Origin of the sequence: Cryobacterium suzukii, assembly GCF_004403185.1 — a bacterium.
Lineage (GTDB): Bacteria > Actinomycetota > Actinomycetes > Actinomycetales > Microbacteriaceae > Cryobacterium > Cryobacterium suzukii.
In genome coordinates, this window is sequence record NZ_SOHJ01000004.1 from 31082 (window position 1) to 43427 (window position 12346).

10 protein-coding genes are annotated in these 12346 nt (G+C 64.8%); 6 read left to right on the forward strand and 4 right to left on the reverse strand.

What is annotated here, in order from left to right:
- The first annotated feature begins 2 nt into the window (after positions 1-2).
- The 6 genes from E3T39_RS04535 (at position 3) to E3T39_RS04560 (ending at position 9077) form a co-directional block, all read left to right on the forward strand.
- Entirely contained in the window at positions 3-1181 is a 1179-nt protein-coding gene (locus E3T39_RS04535; protein ID WP_134513554.1) for an acyl-CoA dehydrogenase family protein, read from the forward strand.
- Between the two features lie 236 nt (positions 1182-1417).
- Positions 1418-2893 carry a phytoene desaturase family protein gene (locus tag E3T39_RS04540; protein WP_134513555.1) on the forward strand — a complete coding sequence of 492 codons (1476 nt, stop codon included), beginning with the start codon at positions 1418-1420 and terminating at the stop codon, positions 2891-2893.
- A complete protein-coding gene (locus E3T39_RS04545) occupies positions 2884-3321 on the forward strand; it encodes an SRPBCC family protein (protein WP_134513556.1) in 438 nt (145 codons plus the stop codon). Before E3T39_RS04540 ends, E3T39_RS04545 begins: the two co-directional genes overlap by 10 nt.
- A 40-nt stretch (positions 3322-3361) precedes the next feature.
- Positions 3362-4783 carry an O-antigen ligase family protein gene (locus tag E3T39_RS04550; protein ID WP_134513557.1) on the forward strand — a complete coding sequence of 474 codons (1422 nt, stop codon included), beginning with the start codon at positions 3362-3364 and terminating at the stop codon, positions 4781-4783.
- Between the two features lie 22 nt (positions 4784-4805).
- Positions 4806-6089: an O-antigen ligase family protein gene (locus E3T39_RS04555; protein ID WP_134513558.1), complete on the forward strand. Its 1284-nt coding sequence runs from the start codon at positions 4806-4808 to the stop codon at positions 6087-6089.
- Positions 6090-6980: 891 nt separating this feature from the next.
- On the forward strand, positions 6981-9077 hold the full coding sequence (locus tag E3T39_RS04560) for an acyltransferase family protein (protein WP_166784039.1): 2097 nt from the start codon (positions 6981-6983) through the stop codon (positions 9075-9077).
- On the opposite strand, the gene E3T39_RS04565 is transcribed toward E3T39_RS04560, so the two are convergent.
- The 4 genes from E3T39_RS04565 to E3T39_RS04580 all read right to left on the reverse strand — a co-directional run bounded on the left by E3T39_RS04565 (position 9078) and on the right by E3T39_RS04580 (position 12216).
- Positions 9078-10052, reverse strand: coding sequence for a glycosyltransferase family 2 protein (locus tag E3T39_RS04565; protein ID WP_134513560.1), 975 nt, complete (start codon positions 10050-10052; stop codon positions 9078-9080). It abuts the gene before it with no gap.
- A gap of 6 nt (positions 10053-10058) precedes the next feature.
- Positions 10059-11030, reverse strand: coding sequence for a UDP-glucose 4-epimerase GalE (gene galE, locus E3T39_RS04570; protein WP_134513561.1), 972 nt, complete (start codon positions 11028-11030; stop codon positions 10059-10061).
- Positions 11031-11092: 62 nt separating this feature from the next.
- Positions 11093-11482, reverse strand: coding sequence for a DUF2304 domain-containing protein (locus E3T39_RS04575; protein ID WP_134513562.1), 390 nt, complete (start codon positions 11480-11482; stop codon positions 11093-11095).
- Entirely contained in the window at positions 11479-12216 is a 738-nt protein-coding gene (locus E3T39_RS04580; protein ID WP_134513563.1) for a glycosyltransferase family 2 protein, read from the reverse strand. The genes E3T39_RS04575 and E3T39_RS04580 overlap by 4 nt, the downstream gene beginning before the upstream one ends.
- Positions 12217-12346: the final 130 nt, after the last annotated feature.

Below are 12346 nucleotides of genomic sequence, written 5' to 3' on the forward strand. Positions count from 1 at the left end.
CCATGACCTTTGAGCTACTCGGCAGCGACTTGTTCGGCTACGAAAACCTTCTCACCGCGCCCGAGCAGGAGGCCATCCTCAAGCTGCGCGCCTACCTCGACCGGGAGGTTCGCCCCATCGCGAACGGATGCTGGGACCGCGCCGAATTCCCCACCCAGGTCATCAAGCCGCTCGCCGAGCTCGGTATGTACTCCTTCGGCTGGGACGAGACAAAACCGTTTACGAATTCGGCCGTGTTCCGCGGATTCGTGGCGCTGGAACTGGCGCGAGTGGACGCATCCGTTGCCACCTTCGTCGGAGTGCAGAACGGCCTGTCGGCCGGGTCGATTGCGGCCTGCGGCTCCGCCGAGCAGCGCGCCGAGTGGATTCCGCGTCTCGCCTCTGGCGAGATCGTGGGAGCGTTCGGGCTGACCGAGCCGCTCTCCGGCTCCGATGCGGCGCAGGGCCTCCGCACCACCGCCACCCGCACGGGCGACACCTGGACCCTGAACGGCGCCAAGCGCTGGATCGGCAACGCCACCTTCAGCGACGTGACCATCATCTGGGCCAAGGACACCGCCGACAACAAGGTCAAGGGCTTCATCGTTCCCACTGACAGCACTGGCTATTCGGCCACCAAGATCGAGGGCAAGATCAGCCTGCGCACGGTACAGAACGCCGACATCACCCTGACCGACGTGGTCGTGCCCGAGAGCCTGCGCCTGCAGAACGCCAACTCGTTCAAGGACACCGCCAAGGTGCTGCGGGCCACGCGTGCCGAGGTGTCGTGGGCGGCTGTCGGCAACGCCATCGGCGCCTACGATGCGGCCGTGGCCTACTCCAAGGAGCGCGAGCAGTTCGGTAAGGCGATCGGCGGGCACCAGCTCGTGCAGGATCTGCTGGTCAAAAGCCTCGGCAACATCACCGCGAGCCTCGGCATGGTCGTGCGGGTGTCGCAGCTGCAAGACGAAGGCGTGCAGCGCGACGAGCACTCCGCGCTGACCAAGGCCTACACGACCAGCCGCATGCGGGAGAGCGTGGCCTGGTGCCGCGAGCTGTTCGGCGGCAACGGCGTGACCCTCGAGTACAACGTGGCCCGGCACTTCGCCGACGCCGAGGCCATCTACTCCTACGAGGGCACGCAGGAGATGAACACCCTCATCGTGGGCCGCACCATCACCGGCCAGGCGGCCTTCGTCTGACCCGCAGCGCCGGCCGGTGTGCGGCCGGCCGCACGTTATGCCGGCAGAATTTGCGACACGCCGGGTGGGGCATCCGCTTGGCGCGGCGTGTCGCATATTTACCGGCGTTAGCTACGCCAGCGGATGCCCGCGCCCCCAAATATCGCCGCTCGCGTCCCGAATCGCGTCCGCGGACTGTTCGCCCACCTCACCCCGGGCTACGGTATCGGAATGAGACCACACGAGCGCGGCCCGGAGTGACTACCGACCAGGGCCTCGACGCGATCGTCGTCGGATCCGGCCCGAATGGCCTGGCCGCCGCAGTCACGCTCGCCCGCGCCGGTCTCAGGGTGCGCGTCTACGAGCGCAACCCGCAGATCGGCGGCGGCGCGGCGACCGCCGAACTGACCCTCCCCGGGTTCCACCACGACGTTGGTAGCGCCGTGCATCCGCTGGCGCTGGCTTCGGAGTTCTTTCAGAAGTTCGGCCTCAAGGACCGCATCGAGCTCCGGGTGCCCGAGATCTCCTACGGGCATCCGCTGCCCGGCGGCCGCGCCGGCGTGGCCTGGCGCGATATCGAACGCACCGCCGCCGACCTCGGGCGCGACGGCCCGGCCTGGCTGCGGTTGCTCGGGCCGCTCGTGCAGAACATCAACGCCATCGCTGAGCTCACCGGGGATGCGTTGCTGCGCGTGCCGCGGCATCCGCTCACGCTGGCGCGCTTCGGCCTGCGCACGCTCGAGCAGGGCGGCCCGGCTTGGAATTGGCGCTTCACCGGCGAAAAAGCCCCGGCGCTGCTCACCGGAACCTTCGCCCACTCGATCGGGCGGCTGCCAAGCCCCTCGACCGCCGGCGCCGGTCTCACCCTCGCCGCGCACGCACACGCCGCGGGCTGGCCGATACCGATCGGCGGAAGCGGCGCCATCGTGCGAGCGCTCGCCGACGACCTGCTCGCGCACGGCGGCGAGATCCAAACGGATTCCGACATCACCAGTCTCGACGAGCTGCCGCCAGCACGCGTGACGCTGCTCGACGTGACGCCCCGCGCCCTCGTCGACCTCGCCGCCGGGGCACTGCCCGATCGCTACACGACCACCCTCAGCCGGTTTCGCTACGGCAACGCCGTCGCCAAGGTGGATTTCGCCCTCTCCGAACCTGTGCCGTGGGCGGCAAAAGACCTGCGGCGAGCGCCGACCCTGCACGTGGGAGGCACCCGCGCCGACCAGGCTCGTGCCGAGAACGAGGTGGCTCGCGGGCGTCATGCCGGCTCCCCGTATGTGCTCGCCGCGCAGCCGAGCATCCTCGATGACACCCGCGCTCCCGCCGGCAAGCACACCCTCTGGGCCTACACACACGTACCGGCCGGCTCCACCCACGACCAGACCGAGCAGATCACCCGGCAGATCGAACGCTTCGCGCCCGGCTTTCGCGACACGATTCTCGCCTCCGCCAGCCAGACCGCCGCGCAGATGCACAACCACAATCCCAATCACATCGGCGGCGACATCGCGGCCGGAGCGATCAGCCTGACCCAGCTCGTGCGCCGACCGGTACTCTCCGGCGATCCGTGGCGCACCCCACTGGCCGGTGTCTACCTGTGCTCATCGTCGACTTCTCCCGGCCCGGGAGTGCACGGCATGTGCGGCTACCGCGCCGCCCTGAGCGCCCTGGCCCACGAATACAACATCGTTGAGCCGCCCGACCTATCCCCGAAGGAGCCCTCATGGCCGTGAACTACCGAGCATTCGACTGCACCGCCGAACAGGTCTTCGCTGTGCTTTCAAATGGATGGCTCTACCCCACCTGGGTCGTCGGCGCGAGCCGCATGCGCAACGTGGATGCGAGCTGGCCCGCCGTCGGCAGCCAGGTTCACCACTCGGTCGGAGTCTGGCCCGCTCTGCTCGACGACACCACCTCCGTGCTCGAATGGCACTCTCCCCGCCATGCCATGCTCAAGGCGCGCGGCTGGCCGATCGGTGAGGCGCACGTGTCGATCGACATTCAAGACACCGAAAACGGATGCCTCGTGCGCCTGACCGAAGACGTCGTCGCCGGCCCAGCCCGCCTCATTCCCACTCCCCTGAGCGATCTGGCCATCGCCTACCGCAACACCGAGACCCTGCATCGCCTCGCCTACCTGGCCGAGGGCCACGCCGACTAGCCCGCAGAACCCCGTGCACCAACACCGGTAATCTGAAGCTATGTCCGCCGTGCAGAGCCGCCTCGTCATTCGACTCTTCGCAACCTTCGTCTGGTTCACCGTTCTGGCCGGCCAGTTCTGGCGCAACCTCGGCGGCTGGTGGGGCTTCGGCGCCATCGCCGTGATCGTGGTCGTCGGCAGTGTGATCGGCCTCACGACCCAGCGCACCAACGCGCGTAATCGAACCGCCGCTCGGATACTCGTCAACGCAGGCAGCACCACAGACGACACCCCCACCGACCGTGACATCGCGCGGGGCCACACCTACCAGGCGGCCCTGGCCCCGCCCCTGAACTGGCGCAAGTTTCCCAAGACCATCACCGCGTTTGTGCTGCTGGCCACCCTGTCGATCGCGTGGTCGTATTACCCTGGGGCATCCGCCCTCGGAATCACCCTGCAGCTCATCACCACCCTCGCCGCCCTGTTTCTGGCCGTCACCCTCACCTGGCCGGAGCTGCTGCGCACCCTGGCTGGCGCGCTGCGCTGGGTGCTCGCACTGAGCCTCGCGTTCGAGCTGTTCGTGGCCCTTGTCATACAACACGAAGTGCTGCCGTTCTTCGTCGACTACGGCACCGACGACGTGCCGAACGCCTTCTACTGGAGCCGAGGGCTGCTACTGAATGGCGGCCCCATCGAGGGCATCGTCGCCAACCGCAACCTGCTCGGATTCATCGCGCTAACGGCCATCATCGTCTTCGCTGTGCAGCTGCGAGCCCGCACGGTCCGGCGCAACGCCGGCCTGGTCTGGCTCGCGCTGGCCGTGGGGATGCTGCTGCTCACCCGCTCCGCCACGGTCACCGTGTCGCTCGTCGCCGTCCTCGCCGCGCTGGTCTTCGCGCTCTGGGCCAGACGGGTGCACGATCAGCACCGGCGGCCGCTGTATGTCGTGGCGGCGGCATCCGTTCTGGCGGTGGGAGCAGCGCTCGCCCTGTTCTCCTCGCAACTGTTCGGAATGCTCGGTCGCAGCGACGACCTCACCGGCCGCTTCGACATTTGGGCCAGCGTCACCCAGCTCGCCCTGGAACGCCCGGTGTTCGGCTGGGGCTGGGTGAGCTACTGGGTGCCGTGGGTGGAACCGTTCAACGACCTCGCTGTGCGCAAGGGCGTCACCTACCTGCAGGCGCACAACGCCTGGCTCGATGTGTGGCTGCAGCTGGGAATCGTCGGCGTGATTCTGTTCGCCGCCCTGGTCGGATCGACCCTGTGGCGGGCTTGGTTTCTGGCGGTAGATCGCCCCCGTCTCGGCGTGAAAGACACCGAACCGTTCGCCGTGTCCGCTCTGCTTCCGCTACTGCTGCTCGCCGCACTGATCGCGCAAAGCATCGCCGAAAGCCGACTGCTGATTGAGAGTGGCTGGGTGATTGTCATCGTGCTGGCCGTGGTCACCAAGCGGCAGCAGCACGCGCCACGGCCGATGCCGTGACGCCAGCGCGGTAAATTAGAGGATGACCACCCTGCCCGATGCCCTGCGGCGCGTGCTGGCGTCGCCGAAATTCGCGGCCGCGCTCACACTCGCCATTCTGGTCACCGCGTTTAGCACCCACCCGCTGCGAAGCGTCATGGGCTGGCCCGGCCTCATCGGTATTCTCGGCGGCCTCGTCGTGCTGGCCGTGCTCTCGCTACTCGCCCGCCGCCCCATCGTGGAGTGGCACGGTCTGCTGCCCATCTCGATCATCGTGTTCGTGGCCTGGTGCGCGCTCTCCGCCGTGTGGAGCGGCTACGTCTCCGAGACCATCATCGGCGTCAGCTACCAGATCACCGTGGGATTCCTCGCCATCTACGTGGCCCTCGTGCGCGACACGTTCCAGGTGGTGCGTGCCACCGGTGACGTGCTGCGGGTACTGCTCGCGCTCTCCATCGGGCTCGAAGTGCTCTCGGGTCTGCTGCTCGACCTGCCCATCGCCTTTCTCGGCATCGTCGGCAACATCGACCAGCTCGGCCCGATTCAGGGCGTGTTCGGATCCCGAAACGTGTTCGGGCTCATCGCCCTACTCGCGGTCGTCACCTTCTACGTGGAGCTGCGCGCCCGGTCCATTCCGCGCGGCCTCGGCATCGGCTCCATGTGGCTGGCCGGCATCTGCCTGGTGCTCACCCGCTCACCCGTCATCGTCGTCGTCGCCATCTGCGTCGCCGTCGCTGCGCTCGCTCTCTATCGCCTGCGTCGCACCCCCGTCGACGGCCGATGGATGCTGCAGCTCGGCCTCCTGAGCGCGGCCCTCGTCGCCGCCGGCGCGGCCTGGCTCGCACGCAGCACCATCGTAGATGCCCTCAACGCCGGCAGTGAGTTCGAGGCGCGATACTCGCTCTGGAGCGAAATGTGGCGGCTGGTGGAGCTGCATCCGCTTGAGGGCTGGGGCTGGGCCGGATTCTGGCCCCAGGACGTCACCCCGTACGGCTGGCTTGAATTCACTACCGGCCGCCTGCACGCCACCGGCCTCAACGCCTACCTCGACGTGTACTTTCAGCTGGGTCTGATCGGCTTTCTCGCCTTTCTCGCCCTCGTGCTGCTGGCCTTCGTGCGCTCCTGGCTGCTGGCCTCAAACAAGCGCTCGCTGGTCTACGTCTGGGCACCGCTCATTCTCGTGACCCTGCTGGTTACGAGCGCCGCGGAAAGCACCATTCTGTTCGAGTTCGGCTGGCTGCTGCTCGTGATCTGCTCGGTCAAGGCCGCGCAGGGTCTGAGCTGGCGCAGCACCCTGCCGCACAAGCCCCACCCCGACGCGCCGTAGGCCAAGCTCGCTGGTTGAGCCCGTAAAACCATCGCGCCTTAGCCCTCCGGTTCTCACCGAGTGCGAGCAGCCCGCAAGCCGATGTCGAGGCCAGCTGCGCGGGGGCTTCGCAGTGCGCGTGACCTGTGCCATTTCGCGGGAATTGCCGCTGTCGACGTGCGCCAGATCAGGCCTCGATACGCGGGGGGTTGCGCCGGTACTCGGGAGCTGCGCCCCTACAGCGGTGCCCACCGATCGCCTGCGCGGGGGAGCTGCGCCAGTACTCGGGAGTGCCGCCCTGGCCAGAGCTCCCACTCCACCCGCCACGCGCGACCTGCAGGAGCGCGCTCGAGTTCCGCCTCCCGCGCACTGGCGTAACTCGCGCGCCTCGCGAATGTGATCTCCGCCGCCCGCCGGGTCAGGCCGCCCGTACATCTGGCAAAATACTTCATCGGAACCGTCAACGGCAGCTCATCAACGAGTAACCGAAAAGCGCTCCACGTGGTGCTCATAGAATTCCCGAGCGGCATCGTCGCGGGATGGATCCCCACGACCACCGCAGCAACACTGGGCCTGACCGCAAGCGAGCGCTACAGAGCATCATGAGAAAGACTGCGCCCACGCCGCGTCCCGACAATAGGGAATCCACCGCAAGGCGCGCAAGGAGAATGCAGTCGCCGGCATGCCAACCAAGCACAACCGGCACAACGCACACCGGGCCACAAGCAGCGCGCTCCGCCGAGTGTCATGCGCCACCATCGCATGAATCGATGCCAACACCAACGCGGCTCGAACCCCGACGCCCGTTACTGCAGCACTGCGGCACGACCTGGAACACTTAGAGTTACGGAGTTGCCCCCGTCGAATTTGACGAAACCGCAAGCCAGGAAAACCGTAGGAGACCTCGGGATTATGCACAGAGACCACCCGCCGATTACACGGTCGGGCACCCGGCCGGAAATTCAGGCGCTTCGAGCCCTCGCGGTAGGTGCAGTGGTTCTCTACCACCTCTGGCCGAACAGGCTCACCGGGGGCTACATCGGGGTCGACGTCTTCTTCGCCATCTCCGGATTCCTTATTATTGGGCACCTTCTGCGTGAAGTCGACCGTACCGGCCGCGTGTCACTCCTCGCATTCTGGGCCAAGCGGGCTCGCCGACTCCTTCCCGCCAGCTTGGTCGTGCTCGTCGCCACCGGCATAGGAATCTTGGCCTTCGTCCCAACCGTTCAATGGCAGCAGTGGTTCCGCGAAATTGCCGCCTCCGCCCTCTATGTGCAGAATTGGCAGCTCGCCCACGACGCCGTCGACTATCTCGGCGCCGAGAATGCACCGTCACCCGTGCAGCATTTCTGGTCACTTTCCGTCGAAGAACAGCTCTACATCGGCTGGCCGCTGATCGTGATCGCACTCGTGATTCTCTTCGGCCGGCGCCGCAGTCCGGGCATGCGTATCGTGACCGGTGCGGTGCTCGCCATTCTCACCCTGAGCTCGTTCGTGTGGTCGGTTGCCGGGGTGGGTTCTGGTGACCCAGCCAGCTACTTCGTGACGACCTCGCGCGCTTGGGAGTTCGGTGCAGGTGGCCTGCTCGCCTATTTCGCCCAGCATTCTCTGACCACGCATGTACGACTGCGGAGTGCAGTCAGTTGGTTGGGGTTGCTGGGGATCATTCTTGCTGTCGTGAGTTACACCCCGGCAACACCGTTTCCCGGTATCGCCGCGCTCCTCCCCGTCCTATCCACACTCGCAGTCATCTGGGCGGGAATGCCCAGCGCGCGATGGTCACCCGCGCAGCTCCTTCAGCTTCGCCCCATTCAGTGGCTAGGCGATATCTCCTATTCCGTCTATTTGTGGCACTGGCCCTTGATCGTGCTACTTCCGCACGGACTCGGGCGTCCGATCGGACTCCGGTCGCTCGCCGCCGCACTGGCTCTGACAGTTTTGCTCGCATGGCTCACCAAGGTGCTCGTGGAGGATCCTGTCCGACAAGGCCGGTTCCTGGTCTCCCGACCGGCCTGGGTTTCAATCGTCAGTACCCTCACCGCAAGTGCGGTCGTTGTCGGTGCGTGCGGATTCGTTTACGTGCGCACCGCTCACGAGATCGCTGACTCGGCCAGTGCCGTGACGACCGCAGTTGCCGAGAAGGCGAAGTGCGTCGGAGCTCCCGCCGCAATCAATGGCTGTGCGACCCCGTTTGCCATCACCGCGCTCACCGAACCCACTTTCGCCGCGACCGACATTGGCAAGGGAGTGCAAGTTGCAGACGCGTGCAAGCAGACGCTGGAGGACCCCGCTGTCATTGCTTGTGAATTCGGTGATCTCACGTCGCCGCAAACGACAGTGGCGCTCGTAGGGGACTCGCACGCTGGGCATTTCCTGGAGGCCATGGACCTCTACGGCGCGAGCCATAACACTCGTGTGATTTCGTACCTCAAAACCTGGTGCGCGGGAACTGGTGCAGAAGGTGTGGAGACCGCGGACTCCGCCACAGCCGCAGGCACTGCCAGTTGCGGCGAATGGGGTGCCCGCGTCCGTCAGGACATCCTGGCCAAGCCCGAGATTTCCACCGTCGTTTTCTCGAGCTTCACGAGCGCCTACGCGACCTCCTCGGATTCCGGTCTCGGGCGTACCATCGAGGCCGCCGATTATTCGTCCGCGTGGACTCCTCTGATCGAAGCCGGCCGGGAGGTCGTTTCGATGGTCGACGTGCCAACTGCTCCGCAGGACATCCCGGCATGCATCGCTGCACACTTCGGTGACTACGACCCGTGCGCGTTCCCTGAGTCGGCATCCGCCCTGCCCGACAGTCTCAACCCAATGCTCGCCGCTGCGAATGCCACCCGCGTTCGCGTCATTGATCTCCGTGACATTTTTTGCACGGAAGGTACCTGTCACGCCGTGATCGGCGGCCTCGTTGTTTACTTCGGCAACCATCACCTCACAGCAACATTCTCACGGACCCTCGCCGATATCCTGGGCGATCGCGTGGCGACGCTGCCCGAGAACGGCTGATCAAACTGGCTGCACCAGGTCACGCAGCATATCCTGCAGGCCCAGCCCGAAACGAGAGTAGTCCCCCGCGCGCCAGCCGCGCACAACCGGCCCGACACGCAATAGGCGCGCCGCCGGCAGCGCGCTCCGCCTCGCTTCGTGCGCCAACTTTGCATCGATCATCGCCAACACCGAAGCGGATGCCGACGGCTCGAATGCCGACGCCCGTTGCTGCAGCGCTGCGGCTCGCGCCAACAGCCGCGCGTTCCGTGCCGTGCGCGGCACCCGCAGCCGGCCGAGCTTACCAGAGGCATCGAGGTTGGTCACGCCGATCTGGTTGCCGCCGTGCTGCCGATAGTCGGTGAGTGGTTCGTCGAGCAGGTCGACCAGTCCGGTCGAGGCGGCGACCATGGCCATCCACTCATCGTGAACCCACGCGGCCGGGAACGGTCGTGATCGCTCGACCAGCTCGCGACGCAACATCATCGTTGCCCCAGTCACGATATTGCGGCGCAGATAGGCGTCGATGGCGTGGCCCGCGTGCACGGCCGCCCGGTCCGCCGCAGACACGCCCAGCGTCTGCAAGAGCGTGAACCCCAAGGGCACCCCCGCCGCGCCCACGAGGCGGGCGTCGGCGTGCAGCATCTCCAGCGAGGGCCTGCGGATGAACTCAGACACCATGCGATCCACCCGCTCGGGCCACCAGATGTCGTCCTGGTCACAGAGCGCGATGAGCTCCCCCGAGCAGGCCGCGAGCGCCTGCTCAAAGTTTGCTGTCACTCCGCGCGCGGTGGCGTTCCGCAGCACCACAACCTCGATGCCGACTAACCCAGCAGTCACGCGCTCGACGACGGCCAGCGTATCGTCCGTGGACCCATCGTCCGATACCACAATCTCACATACAGGCAGCGATTGACCCAGGATGCTGAGCAACTGCTCCTCGAGATAGGCGGCACCGTTGTAGGTACACAACGCGACGGACACACGAACAGGCACGTGCACCTACGTCTTCAGTATGAGGTGAGAGTCCCAAGCGGACTGCACGATTTGGGGCAAACCGAGCTTGGCGGTCCAACCTATTGCCTCAGCTATGGCCGTCGGATCGGCCACGACAACAGCCGGGTCTCCTACTCGCCGATTCCGCACCTCTGGGACAGCCGTGGCCCCAGACACCTCCACGATTTTATCAACCATGGCCCGAACCGACGACCCAATACCGGTACCAACGTTGTAGATAGTGTGCCGCGCCTGCCCTTTCGACAAGCTGTCGAGTGCCGCGAGGTGAGCTTCGGCCAAGTCCAGAACATGAATGTAGTCGCGCACACACGTGCCATCCTCGGTCAGGTAGTCGTCCCCAAAAATAAGAGGTGCTAACCCTTGATCGAGTCGTTCCAGGACCATGGGCACGAGGTTTAGCACAGCCGTGTCGCCCAATTCCGGCCAGCCAGCGCCCGCGACATTGAAATATCTCAAACTGGAGGCACGCAGCCCCTGGGCACTCACGGCGTCGGCGAGCAGCCATTCTCCGATAAGTTTGCTCTCACCGTATGGATTGATCGGTTGCGTGACAGTGTCCTCGCGGAGCGCGCTACCTTCAGAGGTTCCGTAAACAGCCGCTGACGAGGAAAAAACCAGCTGGGATACTTTCGATTGCTCCATGGCGAGCAGCAAATTGGCTAGGGAACCAACATTCTGTTGGTAATACCAGGCCGGACGAAGAACTGATTCACCGACCTGCTTGCGCCCTGCAAAATGAATCACCTTGACTACGTCGTACTCGCGCATGACTGCTTCAAGCAGTTTTGGCGCGGTGGACAGCGCCAGGTCCATTTCGACCAATGGGACTCCAGCGATGCGGTCTCGGAGTCCTGTCACGAGGTCGTCAACGACAACCACCGTGTCGCCGCGGTCGCACAGGAGCCTAACAACGTGGGATCCGATATATCCGGCACCGCCGGTCACAAGCACAGTCACAATGTCAGTTTGTCATTGATTGGCATGCGCGTTTCCACCCTCGAAGCGCCCACGGCCAGTATTCATCGGCCGGAATCATTATCCCGAGACGCGGAGCGGCTGGCGATGGCTTCCAACTCGCGAAGACGCAGTTCCAGGAGCCCTGATTGCTCGGCAAGATCCCGTGTCTTACTCTCCAGTTCTGTCAATTCCGAGCTGTGCTGGAGGCAAACCAGGAACAGCACTGCGATGCTAATGAAGAAAATCAGATTGGTCGGCACAGCGATGCCGAACAGGTCCGCAGCCCACTCGAGAGTGGTCGGAAAAATACCTGCAATAAGCGCCAGCAGTCCGGCCGCAAACCACCAGATGGCGTGGCGCTCACGCAGATGCCTGCGCCGTAGAAGTTCGACCACAACGAGCAGGGTCATCCCCGCCGCCACGATTCCAAGAATTTGGCTGGTTGAATTCATGCTGAATGTGCCTCGGGTCGGGATGGGAATGCTGGCCGGACAATGGCAAAAACGAGGGCCAACACCGCGCGCGCGAGGTACGCTCCGGCCTTGAACGGGTTATGCGATGGCGTGCCACCGGCCCGCGGGCGCATGGCCACCGGGACCTGCCGCACGGTGCATCCGGCTCGAGCAGCAATAACAAGTGTCTCAATAGTGTCGCCCAAGTATTCGGCCGGATAATGCTTGGCGAAGATTGCCACAGCTTTGGGTCCGCTGGCCCGAAAGCCAGATGTCGTGTCGGTCAAGGGGCTCCTCACCAACCGGCTCAGGATACCGGCCAGAAAAGACATCGCCCAGCGACGGGGCCCTCGGACAGAATAAGAACCCGTTCCGGCAAATCGCGCTCCGAGAACAAGATCGGCCGACGCCAGTTGTTCCAACAAGAGCGGAACCTCTGCTGGGTTGTGCTGACCGTCAGAATCGATTTGCACAACATTCTGGTAGCCAGCATCGATCGCATACCGAAAACCGACCCGCATTGCGGCCCCGACCCCGAGGTTAAACGGGAGAGTGACAACCACGGCACCAGCTGCCTCTGCGCGTGCTGCAGTCTGATCATCTGACCCATCATTTACGACCAAACACCTCACGCCCGGGAGTTCTTTCAAGACCTCAGCGACCACATCCGCAACGCATTCCTCCTCATTGAAGGCGGGCATGACGATGAGAGTCTGCTCGAACGGGGGTTTCATGATCTCTATTCTATTCACCGAACCCCGTGCAAATTGCCGGTCCCGCCCGTCACTATCAATGGCGTCGGCTAAAGAATTTGGATCCCCGCTCGCCTCGACCCCATTCAGTCAGCTATTCGGCGACGGGTAG